Below are 18,918 nucleotides of genomic sequence, written 5' to 3'. Positions count from 1 at the left end.
TCTCTTTTTTTGTGTTGAGAATAATTAATAATAAAAAATTTCCAGTGATTTTTATTTATTTCCTGGTGCAGGTTGGTCCACACCTCTTATATGGTGCTTATGCCCATCATTTTCTGTAGCATAAAAATCATAATGATGTACATGCATTCCATTTCCTACCGGAATAGCTGGACCGGAATATGCCTTATAATAATGGGTATGGCCATTTTCGAAAACAACATATCCCTCTGTAAAATGAATATGGTTTTGATCCTGAGTCTGGATTGGAGGCGAAGTAACATCTAAACACTGATGGACATGACCTGCAGCCACAGAAGTATAATCAACCGAACCATGATTATGGTTAGCCACAAACCCCTGAACAAAATCATCTTTACTTACCTTACTCACGTCCTCACCTCAGTTAATTTTTTTGGCTAATTTCGTTGTTTTATAGATTTTGTGCACGATTTACTAGTTGCTCGGTTAGCGATTCAGATCTTCCTGCGAATGATTCTGGAGCATCTAACATCTGATTAAACTTGTCGTTATATACATGAACTGGAAGTTGCGGCTGATTTTGTATGATGAACCTCCTTTGCTGCTTTATTACTAATGATATTTACTTAATACTAGGAATATGTTTTGGACAACCAAAAACAAGATTTTATTTTTTAGACTTCAGCGGATTTATGGAAAAACAGGTACAAACCTAAAGCCTGTCTTAGTTGTTATACCTATACACTGCTGACATGGCTCTTGTTCCTTCGCTTCAAAAAAGTCTTACCGAAAACTGTCCCTACTAAGGTAACTGGTTTGTCACTCCCTTCTTATCATCCTCTTAAGCCAAGTTCAATGAAACATGGTTCTGAGGAGGAACGTTCAAGGTTTATGCGCAACGTCCTACTATTTGTATTTGCTGTCCGTGTCAGCCTCTTTGTCGCTTCGTTTCTGGGCATTCCAGTCCCGCTTATGGCTGTTATTGGTTCGCTTGTCTTTTAAGATGGAGATGGGCTTATTTACATTTTAAATAAGATTCTCATTACTTTACAAAAGATTAACATGGAATCCATTATTTCTTCGTATTAACAGCATAAAATGTAACTATAGCGATACCTATTCAATAGCTCTTCTTATAAGTACATTTTCTGACTAGGAGGAAGTTGCATGTATAGTTTTCTAAATTTTCTGTTCTTAATGTATATCTCGGTTGCCTTTATAAGAATTTTTTATTACTCTTTCTTTAAAACAAAATCGAATAAACATTGATTGCTACACCCAATCATTATCCATCAACTTATCCACAAAGTTATCTATTCATTTCATGTCCTTCCCCTAAAATTACGCACCTGTGCCTATGTAGACTCTGTATATTTCCAACGGACTAATAAACACAAAAAATAAGGAAACCCTTTTGGGTCTCCTACAATGGAAATAAACTAGGTTTGTTCTAATCTAAACTAATTGGAACATATCCTCAAATACTTCGTTCCAATTTTTTGTTTTAGCAAGTGTCTTACGTCTAAGGATATAGTTTTCGTGATTTTTGATGCTCTCTAAATGTTCACATGCACTGATAAATTGGCTAGAATCATTGGTATCTAAAAGAGCATATACAGACTGCTCAGCATATTTTTTAGTAGATGGCAAATGCATGCCAATTACAGACTTCCCCGCTGCTAGAAATTCAAATAACTTTAATGGAAAGACCGCTTGGTTATACCGAGATGACTTGTAGGGCATAATTCCAATATCTATTAAGTTCATATATTTTGGAACCTCGGAAGGAGCGACACTTCCAGTCCATAAAACATTCCGCTCAGTTAATAAATTTTTAAATTTAGGATGATCATTGGTACCATCTGGACCCACAAACAGAAAAATCCACTCACGCTTTTTTTGTGCTACTTCCTGGATCAAATCAAAATCCAGCTTAGGTTTAATTCCCCCGATAAAGCCTAAAACCGTTCCGTCAAAATGATCAGGTAGAATATGATCCATTTTTGTCGGATAGTTTGCAAACCTATCAAATTCCACCCCATTTTCAAAGGTAAACACCTTTTCTTCAGTACCTAATTTTTCTATGATTCTTGTACGTAAATAATCAGAGGTACAAAAAATCACATCTGCCCTATTAATAATCCGCTCTTCTGCAATTGATATGATATTTTTTCTAAAATTGGATAGGATAGAGTTTTTCCCATTGATAGGAGAGGTCCATAAATCACTGCAATCATAAACCACTTTATTCCAAGAAAAAAGGTTAGAAAGTGTTGGGAATCCAGGAAAGGTATACCATAAATTAACAATATACCTTTCCTTAGCTTTTTTTAAATATAATAGTAATGGCTGCAATTTTATTTTATGAAATGCATCGATATAGCGGCCAAACCGAAACACTTTTTGTGGAAACAAATCTTGGATGGTCCACTGATATATTCCATTTGATAATCTTTTATTGTGCTTTTCTTTTTGGTTTGGTGTTGGACATAACCAGATTACTTCCTTTGTTTCAGGATGATTTTGCAAATATTCTGCAAGCCGATGTCTACGATACCGAAGTTGATCTTGATCCCACTCACCTGTTGCCACAATGATATGTATGCTTTTCATTTGTCCCATCCCTTTCTAGATCCTTTTAACAACCGCATGCAAGGCATAATGAGAAAAACACCAAAATGCTTTTATAAGGTTTAGCTTTTCAACCTTGCGATACACAAACCAATTCATTTTTGCAGCTTTCCACTTGTTTCTCGAAATGGAAGGATTTCCTATCCGGTACTCGGCCAAATTTTCATTTAACCCGTATGCAATAATGCCCTTTTTTAAAATGGCAAGCCAGGTGGCTAAATCCTGTCGTGTTCGTATGTTAGGCATTTGAATTTGACCGACAATGCTTCGATCTATCATTACTGTCAAACATCCTATTATAGTATTCTTTAACATATCATTGTACGAAACCTGCTTGGGAGCTCCTATCCGTTTGTTCAATTGTACTCCTTCATTTGATACAAATTCGTAGCCTGTAAACGTAAAAGCATAATCGTTTGTTAGCATAAAATTAAGCTGTTTTTCCAATTTTTCTGGTTTCCAGCAATCATCACTATCAAGAAATGCTACAAATCTGCCCTTTGCATGCTGCAAAGCAATGTTTCTTGCAACAGCAGCCCCACCATTCTGATTTAAATAAATAACATGTATTCTTTCATCTATTTTTTCATAGAATTTTAATTTATCTGGTGTATCGTCAGTAGAACAATCATCTACAATAACCATTTCCCAGTTTTGAAAGGTTTGCTTTCGAACTGAATCAATTGTATGTTCTATAAACAAATTGGCATTATATGAAGGTGTTATAATTGAGATCAGTGGCTGCTGTGGACCCATAAAAAAACCTCCTATTCATATGACCCTTCCCGGAAAATTACGGGGAAAACTATCCAGAAAAAGCCTAGTGTTACGCCCAATAACACCCCTAAAACCGCTCTCTCTTTTGAGTTGAAGGCTCTATTTTCAGTATTACTTGCATTTTCATCTGCTTTTTTTAGTAATAAAGCCGGTTTAATTTCATCTAGAGCTGTCTTCTGTTCATATAAGAATCGCTGATCTACTAATGCCTCTGGACCTACTTTTTCATTGTTTAATGATTCAATAGATTCCTGAATGATTTTCTGTTTTTGTTGGAACTTAGCTTGGTCATTGGCCATAAAGGCGCTTATGATTTCGTTAAGAACCTTAGCAGCGCTTTCTTTCGAATGATCGGAATACGAAAGTGTTATCATGTTATCCGTTCCTGCTGTTACATTTAATTTCGTCCTTATTTCGTCATACTTTTCTTCCCATAGATCCGCAAAATGTTCTTTATAAAACCGGGCGCTAGTTAACAAAATAATGACACTTTTAGGATTATTTAACTCTGGGTATTTGTAGTTTCCAAGGGTAAGGGATGCTTCTACTGTATAACTTGATTCCTCTTTTCCTACCGGCAGCCACCACCCCATCACACCAAGCAAAACGGTTGTTGCTAATATTATTAGGATGTATTTGTTCATTCTGTCTTTTAAAGCTTGAATCATTTGTCCCATTTGAACCTTGCTCCTTAATAGGAATTTTCCACATTGTGTTGATTTTTCTTGCCTGTCAATACCGAAACAATAGAAATAACTAATCCAAGAAATACCCAATGAAAATATAAGTTACTAACGGAACTTGGACTGATACTTGAAACTAGAAATCCAATAGAGCCCATCATACACGCTTCAAGTAACCCTTTATGGTTCCGGTTGGTACATTCTTTATAAAATTTATAGAGACTTACGAAAAGATAAGCATACATGGTTACATAACCAAGCAAAATTATTACTCCAAAATTACCCATTATTTCGGCCAGCCAATTATGCACTTCTACCACATGATTTGTTGCATAGATGGACTCGTTTTTTAAATAGAATGGGATATTGCCAGCACCAACCCCAAATCCAAATGTTTCTAATGAAAAGTGAAGGGTATTTCTCAGTAAATTTAATCTCGCTAAATTAGATGGAAGCAGTTCATTACTTGGATAAAAGGTTGCAGCGCTAAACAAACGCTCAAACATATTGATAAACCTGCCGAAAAATACGATTACACAAAATAGGAAAACTGTTGAACCGATAATGGCTGCCACTTTCTTTAAAAATCTCGGAAGAAGGATAAACATATAAACGATTATGCCGATCATGACTCCAAGCAAACTAGCGCGTGATTCCGTCAAATAGATCAAATACACGCATAAAATCGAAAGTATACAACTTGTTGTTTTCAAAAATACTAGTTTACTATTTTTTGTTAAAGATAGATAAAAAAAGAATGATATGGTAAGAAACGTGGCAAAATCATTTTGATTAAAGAAAACAGATGTTGGATATGACAACTTATACTCAGAGCCTCCGTATAAAGTTGATGTAGGCAGCTGGATGTGTGCAAAATGATTTATTAATCCAATCACCAATAAAATGGCTGTCATAAACATCCAAATTCCATAAAACAGAACCAAATTGATCATTTTCCTGAAAGTAAAAACTGCCAGAAAAACAAACGATATTCCCATACCCAAAAGAATTAATGACTTAATGCCTTCTATTATGGACTTTGCCCATAGTAGTGAAACCGCTCCATAGGCCATCCAAAACAATAGAAAAAAGAGAACACCTTTTATATGTACCTCATTCCAATATTGCGGAAGATTCTTTTCCTTCATAGCTTGAAAGATAAAGAGCATAACCGCAGCTATCAGGAACAAGCGATACAAAAATAAACTAAAAAATCCAATATGAATGTGTAAAACCGATTGATTCAGAAAAGTTGTCATGACAAAAATGTACATAACGCAAGCTGATACATCTGTTGCCTGTTTAACTAGTGGATTACTTTGCATCAAACTTCCTTCTCCTTTTTCACATTAACTATTTACTAGCTGCAATTGATAAGCTTTGTTTGAGAACTGGAGAGTCTCTTGTAATCCTTCGAATAGTGTCATAGAGGGCTCCCAATTCAGTATTGTTTTTGTTTCTTCATTGGCAAGAATACTATGACGTATATCGCCTGAACGCTCCTGTTTATAGATTGGAGATAAATTCGAACCAGTAGCTTCTTTCATCGTTTCGAACAATTCATTGATGGAAATGCATGATCCTGATGACACATGGACATTAATATTTTCCTTTGCATTAAGCGCCTTTACATTTGCAGATGCCACATCTTTAACAAAAATAAAATCCCTCGTTTGCTCTCCATCTCCATATATAACGGGTGCTCTATTCTCAGTAAGTTGATTTGAAAAAATAGCTACTACTCCACCTTCACCCTTTGAGTCTTGTCTTGGACCATATACATTGCTGTAGCGCAAAATACTATATGGCAGTTGATACAGTTTACTCGACATTTTCAAATAATTTTCAACTGATAACTTTGTAAGACCATATGGTGACTCAGGCTGCGTTGGGTGAGCGATCGTCAGAGGCAATTCCATAGGGTTTCCATATACAGCTGCGGATGAAGCAAAAACAACTCTTTTCACCTTTGATTTAATCGCAGCTTTAATAATGTGAAGAGATCCCCTAATATTTACTTTTTCATCAAATAGAATGTCCCTGACAGACTCTGCCACACTTACTTGTGCGGCTTGATGGATAATATAATCTGGACATAGGGAAACAATTAATTCAATAACACTTGGATCGGTAATGTCGTAATTAATGACTTCAATAGGTAAATGCTCGATGTTTTCTCTTCGACCAGTTGAAAAATTATCAATAACCGAAACTTTGAAATCTTTTCGAAGCAATTCCTCTACTATATGGGAGCCAATAAACCCTGCGCCGCCTGTGACAATCACTTTACTCATCAAAAACCCTCCTATATTACCTTTGATATGACTGATTCCGATTGAATAGCTGGTCTCCCAATCGAAAGGTACGTAAATCCAAGACCTTTCATCATCTCTAAATCAAAGAGATTCCGCCCATCAACAATCAGAGGCTGCTTCATTAATTGTTTGACTAATGGTAAATCCAATTTTTTTACGTCCATCCAGTCTGTTAAGATCATACACGCATCTGAATCATTGATAGTTTCATATATATCTTCTGAATAGATGCACTGGTAACCGATCTGTTTTTTTGCTTCTACAATCGCGATTGGATCATATGCCTTAACGATCGCACCCTGCTCTGTTAAGTAAGGAATAATATCCATTGCTGGAGAAGACCTAATATCATCTGTATCAGGCTTAAACGCTAATCCAAGAACACTTATTGTTTTCCCTTTCAAAGAACCTAATTTAAGTAACAATTTATTCACTAATTGCACCCTTTGCCCTTCGTTTGTTTCAATAACCGCTTTGATTAATTTAAAATCGTATCCACAATCCTCGGCAATATGCAGAAGTGCAGCGGTATCTTTTGGGAAACAGGAACCGCCAAATCCAACGCCTGCCTGTAAAAATTTATTACCAATCCGGCTATCTAAGCCAATTCCAGTGGATACTTTTGTTACGTCAGCACCGACACGTTCGCAAATATTAGCTATATCATTGATAAATGAAATCTTAGTAGCCAAAAAAGCATTGGCAGCATATTTAATTATTTCCGCCGTTTCTAAAGAGGCTTTCACAATATTTGCTGTAAACGGTTGATGTATTTCCGAAATTATTTGAAAAGCTTTTTCGCTTTTGGCCCCAATTACTGCACGCTCCATATTCATCGTATCCTGAATAGCTGTCCCTTCTCTTAAAAATTCAGGATTTGAAACAACATCAAAAGGTTGTTTTTCCTTGTTGAATTCATGAACAATAGTTTCAATTAATTTTCCAGTTCCAACGGGTACCGTACTTTTTGTGACAATCACCTTGTAATTATTTAAATTTTCACCAATGGATTTAGCGACTTGTTTTACATAGGTTAAGTCCGCTTTGCCTGATGATGTCATTGGGGTACCAACTGCAATAAAAATTACCTCAGCATCTCGAATCTCTTGACTTATATTAGCGCTAAAATTTAGCGTTCCCTTCCGTACATTTTTGTGGACCAGCTCTTTTAATCCAGGCTCATAAATAGGCATGATCCCCCGTATGAGGTCATTTATTTTCAGTTGATCAATATCACAGCAAGTAACTTGGTTTCCTGATTCAGCAAAACATGTGCCTGATACGAGACCAACATATCCAGTTCCAATGACAGCAATTTTTTTCATCTTTATCAATCCTCCTGATGATTTTTACTTGAAGAAAAGACTATTTAGTTACATAAATAGATTCTATCGTCCGTGTATAGACATCATTTAGCAATGCTCCATTGTGATCGGCATGATAGTTTTTTTGTATATTTTCATACAGTTGATCCTGAACCTCAGGAGTATATAGATTCCTACTTAGGATATCGTTTATACGATTTACTAGGCTTGATACCGACTTACTTTTTATTAAAAGTGGACAATGCTCCCCAAATAAATCCGGAACACCTCCTACTGCTGTACATATCACTGGTGTTTTCAAGGCTAATGCTTCAATGACTACAGTTGGCATCCCTTCTGTGTAAGACGGGAGGGCCAATACATCACTAGCAAACAAATAATCTTTTACACTTTCATTTTCAACCTGCCCTGTTAAGTACAATCTGCTATTAAAATCAGAATGCTGAAGTAATTTTTCTTTAGCGGGCCCATCTCCAACAAACACAAGAGCTACATCATTAGAAAGCCATCCAAGTGAATGAGCGAGTTCAAAAACACCTTTTGCTTTTGTTAACCTTCCTACAAAAACAACAATCTTCTTGTATTCTGGAAGGTTAAGACGTCTTCTTAGTTGAGTTTTGGTTTCGGTTGTTTGTTGAAATTTTGATAGATCAATCCCTATGGGGAGAACTATACTATCCCTACCTGCTAATTCTTTTGCCCTCTTTTTAAGACTCTCACCCACTGCTATTACTTGATTTGCCGCCTGTACAGTTTGTTTGAATGCTTTTTTTGCACTAGCACTAAAATTGGGATAAATATTTACATCACTACCATGTAACGTTAGTACCCAGGGCAGCTTTTTTTGTTCAGCAACAATTCTCGTTGCCCCTCCAGACGGCATGGCAAAATGTGCGTGAATTAAATCGGCCTCTATCTGATAATCCGACATTGTTTTTAATATGGAAGCTGCAATTCGTTTATCTGGCTGGGCCCATCTTAGTTGGCCAGGAAGAGCTAAATAGGACGGGCGATAGACCGTCACTCCTTTTCGGAGATACTGAAAAGGAATACCCTGATTAGCCCGATATTTCTTTCGCGCGTATCTGATCAAAACGGGATTCCGCGGTACAGGACAAATCACTGTAACCTCCACTCCTAGTCGTATCAATGCTTGAACCTGAGTCTCATGAAATACACCAAGACCAGGTTTTTCGTCACTAGGATATACACTTGTAATCCATAAAATCTTCATTAGGATTGCCCTCTTATTTGTTTTTTTACGATACTCAAGAAAAAATGGGGATACATCTTATACAAAAGCAAAATATAGACGACCGCACTTACGCCCACCGAAAAAATAAGTGGCCAAATGCTGGTTTGAGAAAAATAAAAGACAGAAATTTCTTTCATACAAAAGGCGATTGCTGTTATGAGCAAAGATAATAGGAATGGAATAGAAATGGTTTTCAGGTATTGCCGAAAACGCAGCTGTATCAACCAGTTTAAGAACCATCTCCCCACTAAGAAATTCACCAGGCTTACCCCTGCATAGGTCCAAGCTACAATTTCCAATTTATTCGTCATGACCGCTAGCCATAAAGAAACACCATAGAAAATAAGAACGCAGGCATCCCAATAAAATGCAAGATTGGCTTTTCCTTTTGCTAAAATTACAGATCCATTTGGATTCATTAAAACCCTTAGAATGCCTACGACTGCCATAATTTGCAAAACAGGAACAGCTTCCAGCCACTTCTGTCCAAAAATAGTTTGGATTAAAACATTTGACACCGCAGTCAAACCCATCAAGATGGGAAAAGAAACTAGACTTAAAAGCCTTGTCATGTGTAAGAATCCATCAGTTAATTCAACTTGATTTTGATGACTTTTCGAAAAAACCGGAAAAGCTACTCTTGTAATAATCGGATTGATCTTTAATACCGGAATGGTTACGATTTGATAGGCAAGATTATAAATACCAAGTGCCTCAGCACCCATAAATCGGCCAATTAATATAACATCAAGATTGGAGCCAATTCGATTAACTAACCGTGACGCTAATTGGAATGCCCCGAATGTCATGTATTCTTTGCATTCTGACATATCAAATACCAAAGATGGACGCCATTTCTTTTGATAACTAATATAATAAAGAATGCCTTTTAACGAATTCAGGACAACTTGTGAAATGACAAATGCATAAATCGGACGAATTGTAAACATGAGAATAACCAATGTTAAAAAGGAGATCAACGTAGTCCCCACTTCAATTGCCCCCAGCAAATTAAAACGTAATTCTTTTTGCAACAAATATTGGCATTGCTGACCGATTGGAGCGATTAAAAACATCAGCGCCAATATACGAATCAGCTCGCTTAATTCACTTCGTTGAAAATACATCGCAATCAGTGGGCTACATAGAAATAAGAGAACAAACAAGCCCAAACCAACCCCCACATTGAGCCAAAACAGAGTTGACAACACACGAGATGAAACCTTTTCTTTTTGAATCACGGCTGAACCAAAGCCTAAATCTAGCACTATTTGAGCAAACACAACTATGGTTGTAATCATTCCAACTAGCCCAAATTCGGATATACTCATTAGTTTTCCAAGTAATGCAAACTGGATGATTTGAATAGCTGAAATCATAAGTGTAGAAATTCCAGTCCACTTTACTCCTTTATGTAGTTGGTTTCTGATGTCTGACATATACATTCCCTGCCTTTTTTATCGTGCTCCATCTCCTGTGAAAATGACTTTAAATGTCTTCAAAATAATCTTTAGTTCAAGAGAGAATGTTAGATTTTGTATGTACAACAAGTCATATTTAAGTTTTTCTCTTGGAGAAATATCATAACCCCCACTAACCTGGGCAAGTCCTGTTAGGCCTGGTTTAACAAGCAAACGATTTTCAAAACCTTTTATCTCTTTATTAAATTGTGCTGTAAAAACAGGTCTTTCGGGCCTTGGACCAACAATTGACATATCTCCTTTTAAAACCGATATCAATTGAGGAAGCTCATCAATGCGCGTTTTTCGTATAAAAGCCCCAACTTTTGTTATACGAGGGTCATTTACCACTGCCCACTTGGCCCCCTCTTTTTCAGCATCATTCCTCATGGATCGTAACTTTACCATCTTGAAACGTTTTCCATTCTTCCCCATCCTCTCCTGAACATAAAATGGTGAACCTGGTGTTTCAAGGACGATGAGGGCAGCAAATATAACAACGATTGGCAGTGCGATAAGAAACCCAGTGGCTGCAAGAAAAATATCATACACTCTTTTTAAATAGAGGTAATGTTCCACATTCTTTGATAAAGTGAGATTTGAGGCTGGGACCGTCAAATAATCTTGGTAGATATTGTAGCTTTTTTCAGTACTCACAAATGTACCACCCCATAAGATTTATTAATAAAGTGTTTTGCTAATCCATACGTAAAGTATAGGTACAAAACTTGAAGTTGCTGTTGAGTACTGGTGAAGAGTTTGTAAAATATTTAGAATATTTATTAAGTTTCTAAATACTTTGTAAAGATTTTTACAAAGTATAGGCAGATATAACGATATAATGAAAAAAACTGACACAATAAGGATTTGGACTTTTCCTTTTTGTGTCAGTTTCTTAGATTCTTATAGGGTTACAAAAAAACTCCCTCTTATCTAGACAAGAGGGAGTTAGTTTAAGCAATCGATTCTTGCTTGGCAATTTTTAAAATTTCTAATGATTTAATATGGTAGCCATCGATTTCAAGCACTTTAAATTCATAATCATCATATCTAACTTTATCGCCTTCGACGACATCCATTTTTTCTGATAAGATCCATCCACCGATGGTATCCATATCTGAATCGTCAAGGTCTAAACCGAATAAATCATTAATTTCATCAATAAGGACTTTACCCTCAACGATGGTTTTATTTTCACTAATTTTATTAATTTCAGGGACTTCATCCGCATCAAACTCATCACGGATTTCACCAACAATTTCTTCTAAAATATCTTCGACAGTGACTAATCCTGCTGTACCGCCATATTCATCCATTAAGATGGCCATATGAACACGGTCTTTTTGCATTTTCAGGAGCAAATCATGGATTGGGATCGATTCAATAACCTGGATAACTGGGCGAACATACTCTTGAATCGATGTTTCAACATTTTTGCCTTTAATATATTCGGTAAAAACCTCTTTCATATTTACCATACCAACGATGTTATCCTTCTCACCATCGATGACCGGATACCTTGTATAATTTTCTTCCGTCACGATTTGAAGACATTCATTTAAAGATTGTGAGATATCAAAAGCAATAATTTCAGTGCGCGGTACCATAATTTCATTGGCGTTTCGATCATCAAATTCGAAAATATTGTTCACATATTTATATTCAGATTGATTAATCTCCCCGCTCTTATAGCTTTCGGAAATGATTAATTGAAGTTCTTCCTCTGAGTGTGCTACTTCATGTTCTGATGCAGGTTTCAGTCCAAAAATTCCGACAATGAAACGAGCAGAACCATTTAGTGCTTTAATAAATGGATACATTATTTTATAAAAGAGAATCATCGGTCGTGCAAAAATCAAAGTGACCTGTTCCGCTTTTTGTATGGCAAACGTCTTTGGTGCAAGCTCCCCAACAACTACGTGAATAAAAGTTACTGATGCAAACGCTAGTATAAATGAAGTAATACCTGATATAGATTCTGGCATGTTAAAGTAACTTAACAACGGATGAAGGATAAGTTCCACCGTTGGTTCTCCTAACCACCCAAGCCCTAAAGCTGTAACGGTAATTCCTAATTGACATGCAGATAAATATTCATCAAGATTAGTAACAATCGTTTTTGCCGCGATCGCGTTCTTGTTCCCTTCGCTAACGAGCTGATCAATACGTGTACCGCGGATTTTAACAATAGCAAATTCATATGCTACAAAAAATGCTGTAAATGCAATTAAAATTGCTATTATTAGTAGATTACTAATTATCAATGGTCTCCTTACTTAATAGATAAGTAAGGAATACACCTCCTGTTTTTTTACGAGATTAATTATTTTCTATCAAAATAATAAATTAAAACTTAGCTAAACAATAATAATAATGTTTGAGCCAATGTAACGCCTTCTGATGATAATTTATTAACAAGTGATTCTTTTTGCTGGTTGTTTAATTTTTGAAGAATAGGTTCCATGACATTTATTTCTTCTTTCAGATGCTGCATAATACTAGCAATCTGTTCAACATGTTTTTCTACTTTTTGTTTATCAATTGTATTGTCTGACTTAATCAATTCAATGGAAGACTTTATTTCCTCAAGGGGCATATTCAAATTTTTATAATGTTCAACCATATTTAAAATTTGAAGACACTCCTCATTGTACAATCGATAATTAGAATCCGTCCGAATAGGGTTAAGTAAGCCTATTTGGGTGTAATAATCAATTGTCCGTTTGGAAATATTCTTTAATTTTGCTATTTCACCAATTCGATACAACTCCCCAAATTACTCACCCCTTCCCAGTTAAATGTTAAATTAAATATACCATAGATCAAACCGTACAGTCAACGTTCCGGTTTGATCTATGGATATCATCGTGTTAATATGACTGGTCCGTTTTTAGTTATGATAAGTGTATGTTCGTACTGAGCGACAAAGCTTCTTTCTGTAACAAAGGTCCAGCCGTCCTCTAGTTGAAATACTTCTTCATCATGGGTGGAGATAAATGGTTCAAATGCAATAACCATGCCTTCTCTAAGCAATCCATTGTCAGAGGTTTCATTATAATTATAAATATATTCAGGTTTTTCATGGATGGTTCGTCCAATACCGTGTCCTGTAAGATTTTTAATCACGGTTAATCCATGATTTCTAGCCGTTTGGAAAACGACTTTACCCATCCCGTTTATTTTGGAACCTGGTTTTGCTTTTTTAAGACCAGCTTCAAATGCCTCTTTTGCAACGTCGCAAATTTTCAATAAGATTTCCTCACCTTTTCCAACGACAATCGAGACGCCTGTGTCTGCAAAATAACCGTTCTTGGAACCAGAAACATCTATATTAACAAGATCTCCTTCTTGAATCACTCGATCACTAGGAATTCCATGAGCCACTTCTTCGTTGACACTAATACACGTAAACCCGGGAAAATCGTACTCCCCCTTTGGAGCAGAAATGGCACCCTCCTTCTCAAATAACTGACCAGCTATATCATCGAGCTCTTTAGTAGTTACCCCAGGTACCGCTCGTTGCACTAATTCATCGCGAATCCCGGCAACGATTCTGCCAATTTCTTTCAATCCATTAAAATCCTCTTCCGTCTTTGCAATCATGCTTTTTCCCACCTAAATTATTTTATCTTAATAAACGTTCACCTATTAGATTGTACATTTATCCTCAGATAAAATCCAAGCATAATAATTTCATGAAGTTTAAAACAACAAAAAACAGAGTTACCCAATGTAACACTGTTTTTTATCCATCATAATAATTTTACTTTTTTGATAAAATTTATTTCATTTAGAAATTTTTCAAAAATTTCTTTGTAGGTGGAATTAATTAAAAGTGGAAAGAGGTTTTCTAGTGCTTCTTGGTATTCTTGACCTAACGCTTCCCGGAGAAAAACATATTCATGAAATAGCAGTGCTTTTTCAAAATCAATACCTAATTCATGTAAGCCTTTATATAAGTCCTTCTTAGGTATACGTAAGATCTTCTTAAATATTTTAATATTTTTTTCAATGAATTTCTCTTCTATATACCGTGTTACATAGTCTGTATACACCATCTGACCAATAGTATTTGTTTCATTTTTTGAGAAGTTGAATCCAATCACACGATCTTCCTTATTTTCACGAATAATAAACGTTTTACTACCTCGTAAATGTGTAATAAAATTTTTGACGCTTTTATCAAAAATTTTATCAAATTGAATAATTTTTTGCAGTTTAACGGCAAAATCAGTATGTTCTTCACCCACAACAAATAGCCGGTCAACAATCGGTAAAAGCTTTAAGACTCCCTCGGAAAGTTGACTTGATGCATCATAAATAATGATATCATACTCGTTTTTCATTAACTTCACTTTTCGTTTTTGTTCGATTAAAGTTAATTTCGAAAATTCGTGGATGAGCTCATTTGAAGTCTCTTCTTTTTCTAAAGTCCCGTAAGAAATGAATGCTGCAGCTATATTTGTATTTAATTTAAGCCAATTATAAATGGATAAAGACAATTCAGTTACACCTGATTTTGCTTTTGGAGAGTAAAAGCCAACTAAATACATGTCCCTCACATGCCTTTTATTTAAATCATATGCAAGAACAAAACAAGTGTTAAAGACAAGCGACTACTATACAATTAATAACGTAGAAAAATATTCTTGTGATAAAATTTATATATTCTAAAAAAGAGCTTTATTATATTCCAAAAAGACAGAGGTATCCTAATGAAGAACATGAAGAACATGATTAACAAAGAAATACAAACATGGCTCGATAGCAAAAAACTCCCATTATTAGAAAAACTCAAATCATTAGATGAAGTATTTTGGGTGAATCCTACCCTTGAAAATTCTCAGCGAGGAATCGAAAAATCTCCGCTGACTTTAGAGGAGATTAAAGATGCTGAAGAAAGATTAAATCGTTTTGCTCCCTATCTCGCTAAGGTTTTCCCGGAAACAAAAGCAGCTAATGGGATCATTGAATCTCCATTAGTGAGCATACCATCTATGCAGCAAAAATTAGCCCAGGATTACGGACAGCCTATCTTAGGTGATTTATTACTAAAGTGTGATAGTCACCTGCCAATCTCTGGATCAATTAAAGCGCGAGGCGGTATTTATGAAATACTCAAACATGCAGAAGAATTGGCTCTTTCACATCAATTGCTTACCATCCAAGATGATTATTCGATTCTAGCAAGTGAAAAATTCCGATCCTTCTTTTCCCTTTATTCTATTGCCGTCGGTTCTACTGGAAATTTAGGGCTAAGTATTGGTATCATCAGTGCTAAATTAGGGTTTAAGGTAACAGTTCATATGTCCGCGGACGCAAAACAATGGAAAAAGGACTTGCTTCGCAGCAAAAATGTGCAGGTAATTGAATATGAAGCCGATTACAGCAAAGCTGTCGAGCAAGGACGAATCCAAGCAAAAGCAGATCCTAGATGTTATTTCGTGGATGATGAAAATTCAAGTGATTTATTCCTAGGATACGCGGTGGCCGCTTCCCGCTTAAAGAAGCAGTTAGAACAATTAGAGTACACTGTCGATGAAAATCATCCTTTATTCGTTTACCTGCCATGTGGGGTTGGCGGTGGTCCCGGAGGCGTAGCATTTGGATTGAAGCAATTGTTTAAAGATAACATACACTGTTTCTTTGCTGAACCCACCCATTCTCCTTGTATGTTACTCGGAATAATGACGGGATTACATGATCAAATATCTGTCCAAGATGTTGGGATTGATAATGTGACAGATGCAGATGGACTTGCTGTCGGTAGACCCTCGGGATTTGTCGGCAAAATAATTGAACCCTTCTTAAGTGGAAGTTATACAATATGCGACGAACAATTATACAAATTGCTCAAGGATCTTGTCGATACTGAAGAAATTCATTTAGAGCCTTCTGCACTCGCAGGCATGATTGGACCGGTTTTCTTATTTAGAGAGGGAATTGATTACTTACGAGACCATAATTTATTGGATAAAATGAGCAATGCTGCACATATCGTTTGGGCAACTGGCGGAAGCATGGTTCCTGCAGAAATGATGGCAGAATATTATCAAAAAGGATCAAAATAATTGAGAAAAACATTATTTATTTCAACGATGATTTCTTTTGTTATATTTATTCTTTTTTCACCTGTTTTTATTCGACTAGTTTCATATTTACACCCAATCGTTTTAGTAGTGGTCCTGTTATGTATTGTTTGGTTGGTCATAGGGTTGGTTTTATTTATCCGGAAAGAAACAATCAATCTTCCCTACCCACTGTTTTTGGTAGGGTTAACTCTCTACTCGGTTGCACTTGTGATTTTGTTATTTTTCCGACCGAACGAGCAAAGCTATAACTCAATGAATCTTGTCCCCTTTTCCACAGTTGCATTTTATTTGTCAGGAAAGGTAAACTGGTTAATTTCCTTTTATAATTTGGCTGCTAATATTGGTTTGTTCATCCCCTACGGCCTATTCCTTAGGTTTAAACGTTTCTCTCAATGGAAGGCAATATTTATTGCTTCACTGATCATTGCTTGCATTGAGGTTTTTCAATTTGTTTCCCATCGCGGGAGCTTGGACATAGACGATTTGATTTTAAATTTACTTGGAATTTATCTTGGCTGCGTTCTCTTTCCTTTGGTTCAACAAGTAGTGAATATCCCGAATACTAAAGGACCCATCGATAGATGAGTCCTTTTTATCTTTTATTATCAAGCTGCAAATACGAGTAATAGCCATAAATACAAGCTAATTAGCGTGAAAATTAGTGTTAGAGGTATGACAACAATGGTCACTTTAATATATTCCATCCAAGTTATTTTAATCTTATTAGTCTTTAAAATATGCATCCAAAGTAGTGTTGCAAGAGTTCCGATTGGGAGGATCAGCGACCCAATATCACTGCCAATGATGTTTGATAAGTAAACGGTTTTCGTTAATAAGGGTTCTAGTCCCATATCCGTCAAGGCTAAGGTTGAAATCATTAAGGCTGGATGGTTGTTAAAGATATTTGAAAGAAATGCTGTTATGACACCCATGGTTAAACTAGCATGAATCAGACTATCATTAACGATTGGTTTTAGATAGCTTATAAGAAGATTCGATAATCCAATATTGTGTAAACCATAGATGATGACATACATACTAAAGGCGAATATTAAGATATGCCACGGAATTTTGCCGACTACATCTTTTGGATTTACCTTTAAGTGAATCCATCTCCATATAAGTAAGATAACCGAACCACACACAGCTACCAACGAGACTGAGATGCCAATAAAGGATGCGACGAAAAGACTAATCCGTACAAGGAATACAAAGATGAGCATATTGAGCATGAGTTTCTTTTGTTGATTGAATAAAGTTTCAGAGCCTTGTTGTAAGGGATGATATGGACGGTTTTTATGCAGTGGAATGGAGTAGGAATGGAAGCGGATTTCTTTCGGAATATCTTTCTTAAAAACTAGGAATAATAGATAGGATAAAAATAGTAATCCCAGAACCCCAGGAACAAACATCATTTCCGTTTGGAGATACAAATCCATTCCTATTATTTTCAAGGCTATTAGATTAACGATGTTACTAACACCTATTGGAGCACTTGAAGCAGTCGCGATTAACGCACCGCTTAAGAGAAACGGTATCTTTTGCCTGTTTTTTAATTTTAAATTATTTAAAATTAAGATCAGAATTGGTGTAGTAATTAAGATACTTCCATCGTTATTAAAAAATAGTGTCATTAAAAAGCAGAGTATCAAGGTATTCCAAAATAAGCGAATTCCTGACCCTTTTGATATTTTTAACATTAAAGCAGCGGTCCAGCTAAAAAAACCAAAGCTTTCAAGTACGATAGCCATAACGATTGTGGCGATAATGGTAATTGCTGCCCCTGTAACCTTTGAACTTATGTCAACTAAATCCCCAATCGAAACGCTTCCACTTACAAAAACAATAATGGCGCCTATTGCTGCTGGGATTGCTTCGTTCATATTTTTTGGACGGATAAAGATCAGGACCATTGTTAGAATAAAAGCAAGGATGGTAATGATTACCGTCGATTGATGATACATATAAATTAATTTACTCCCTTCACATAAGTTTCCTTCATTATTTTCCGTTTATTTCCTTCTTGTCCTTTGCTTTATATTACGTCCCAATGTGAAGGCTTGTTCTAAACGAATGTCTCGTCTTTTCATAAATCAGCATGTAACTAGAAGTATTTTCAAAAATCCTCCTAGATTTTTACCTATATTTTTATATATAGACGAATGCCACACATGCATCTTAATAGGTTTATGTAACAAGAAATGAACAAAAAAACCGATACTTTTGAAAGTATCGGTTGCTACTGTTAGTGTTTTTTTCCTTTTGGACCTTTTTTACCATGGCTACCGTGGCTTCCGCTACTACCGCTGCTTCCTTTGCTGCCTGAGCTGCCACTGCTACCGTGACTTCCACTGCCTGAGCTGCCTGAGCTGCCTGAGCTACCTGAGCTGCCTGAGCTGCC

Annotated in this window: 18 protein-coding genes; 2 read left to right on the top strand and 16 right to left on the bottom strand. The window is 36.0% G+C overall.

Annotation, left to right across the window (positions count from 1 at the left end; genetic code table 11):
* Positions 1-51: 51 nt before the first annotated feature.
* The 14 genes from COE25_RS27380 to COE25_RS27310 form a co-directional block, all read right to left on the bottom strand.
* Entirely contained in the window at positions 52-390 is a 339-nt protein-coding gene (locus COE25_RS27380) for a YmaF family protein (protein ID WP_098934892.1), read from the bottom strand.
* 1,044 nt (positions 391-1,434) lie between these two features.
* A complete protein-coding gene (gene tuaH, locus COE25_RS27370; RefSeq protein WP_373605385.1) occupies positions 1,435-2,601 on the bottom strand; it encodes a teichuronic acid biosynthesis protein TuaH in 1,167 nt (388 codons plus the stop codon).
* Between the two features lie 6 nt (positions 2,602-2,607).
* The gene (gene tuaG, locus COE25_RS27365) at positions 2,608-3,366 is read right to left on the bottom strand and encodes a teichuronic acid biosynthesis protein TuaG (protein ID WP_098934890.1); all 759 of its coding nucleotides are present in this window, start codon (positions 3,364-3,366) and stop codon (positions 2,608-2,610) included.
* An 11-nt stretch (positions 3,367-3,377) separates the two neighbouring features.
* Positions 3,378-4,064 carry a hypothetical protein gene (locus tag COE25_RS27360; RefSeq protein ID WP_098934889.1) on the bottom strand — a complete coding sequence of 229 codons (687 nt, stop codon included), beginning with the start codon at positions 4,062-4,064 and terminating at the stop codon, positions 3,378-3,380.
* 14 nt (positions 4,065-4,078) lie between these two features.
* A complete protein-coding gene (gene tuaE / locus COE25_RS27355) occupies positions 4,079-5,395 on the bottom strand; it encodes a teichuronic acid biosynthesis protein TuaE (RefSeq protein WP_098934888.1) in 1,317 nt (438 codons plus the stop codon).
* 24 nt (positions 5,396-5,419) lie between these two features.
* The gene (locus tag COE25_RS27350) at positions 5,420-6,364 is read right to left on the bottom strand and encodes an NAD-dependent epimerase/dehydratase family protein (RefSeq protein ID WP_088087732.1); all 945 of its coding nucleotides are present in this window, start codon (positions 6,362-6,364) and stop codon (positions 5,420-5,422) included.
* A gap of 11 nt (positions 6,365-6,375) precedes the next feature.
* Positions 6,376-7,710, bottom strand: a complete 1,335-nt coding sequence (tuaD, locus tag COE25_RS27345) for a UDP-glucose 6-dehydrogenase TuaD (RefSeq protein WP_088087733.1) — start codon at positions 7,708-7,710, stop codon at positions 6,376-6,378.
* Between the two features lie 40 nt (positions 7,711-7,750).
* Entirely contained in the window at positions 7,751-8,944 is a 1,194-nt protein-coding gene (gene tuaC / locus COE25_RS27340; RefSeq protein WP_088087734.1) for a teichuronic acid biosynthesis protein TuaC, read from the bottom strand.
* Positions 8,944-10,404, bottom strand: coding sequence for a teichuronic acid biosynthesis protein TuaB (gene tuaB, locus COE25_RS27335; protein ID WP_098934887.1), 1,461 nt, complete (start codon positions 10,402-10,404; stop codon positions 8,944-8,946). Before tuaB ends, tuaC begins: the two co-directional genes overlap by 1 nt.
* A gap of 18 nt (positions 10,405-10,422) precedes the next feature.
* On the bottom strand, positions 10,423-11,082 hold the full coding sequence (locus COE25_RS27330) for a sugar transferase (protein ID WP_098934886.1): 660 nt from the start codon (positions 11,080-11,082) through the stop codon (positions 10,423-10,425).
* A 296-nt stretch (positions 11,083-11,378) separates the two neighbouring features.
* Entirely contained in the window at positions 11,379-12,689 is a 1,311-nt protein-coding gene (locus COE25_RS27325; RefSeq protein ID WP_088087737.1) for a hemolysin family protein, read from the bottom strand.
* 89 nt (positions 12,690-12,778) lie between these two features.
* Complete coding sequence (locus COE25_RS27320; protein ID WP_098934885.1) at positions 12,779-13,192, bottom strand: MerR family transcriptional regulator; 414 nt, start codon at positions 13,190-13,192, stop codon at positions 12,779-12,781.
* A gap of 95 nt (positions 13,193-13,287) precedes the next feature.
* On the bottom strand, positions 13,288-14,028 hold the full coding sequence (gene map / locus COE25_RS27315; protein ID WP_088087739.1) for a type I methionyl aminopeptidase: 741 nt from the start codon (positions 14,026-14,028) through the stop codon (positions 13,288-13,290).
* A gap of 149 nt (positions 14,029-14,177) precedes the next feature.
* Positions 14,178-14,927 (bottom strand): hypothetical protein, encoded by a 750-nt coding sequence (locus COE25_RS27310; RefSeq protein ID WP_142292175.1) that lies wholly within the window; start codon positions 14,925-14,927, stop codon positions 14,178-14,180.
* Positions 14,928-15,140: 213 nt separating this feature from the next.
* Here COE25_RS27310 and COE25_RS27305 point away from each other — a divergent pair, with 213 nt between their 5' ends.
* Both COE25_RS27305 and COE25_RS27300 read left to right on the top strand, forming a co-directional pair.
* Positions 15,141-16,496, top strand: coding sequence for a D-serine ammonia-lyase (locus tag COE25_RS27305; RefSeq protein ID WP_373605384.1), 1,356 nt, complete (start codon positions 15,141-15,143; stop codon positions 16,494-16,496).
* On the top strand, positions 16,497-17,102 hold the full coding sequence (locus COE25_RS27300; protein WP_098934884.1) for a VanZ family protein: 606 nt from the start codon (positions 16,497-16,499) through the stop codon (positions 17,100-17,102).
* 20 nt (positions 17,103-17,122) lie between these two features.
* Here the strand turns inward: COE25_RS27300 and COE25_RS27295 are convergent, their stop codons facing one another.
* Together COE25_RS27295 and COE25_RS31095 are read right to left on the bottom strand one after the other, a co-directional pair.
* A complete protein-coding gene (locus COE25_RS27295; RefSeq protein WP_088087742.1) occupies positions 17,123-18,481 on the bottom strand; it encodes an arsenic transporter in 1,359 nt (452 codons plus the stop codon).
* A 223-nt stretch (positions 18,482-18,704) separates the two neighbouring features.
* A partial coding sequence (locus tag COE25_RS31095) for a hypothetical protein (protein WP_218964345.1) occupies positions 18,705-18,918 on the bottom strand: 214 nt, incomplete at its 5' end.

The organism is Bacillus sp. AFS031507 (assembly GCF_002584635.1).
Taxonomy (GTDB): Bacteria; Bacillota; Bacilli; order Bacillales; family Cytobacillaceae; genus Neobacillus.
Note: the sequence above shows the minus strand (reverse complement) of the source record. Positions and strands in the feature narration are given on the sequence as shown.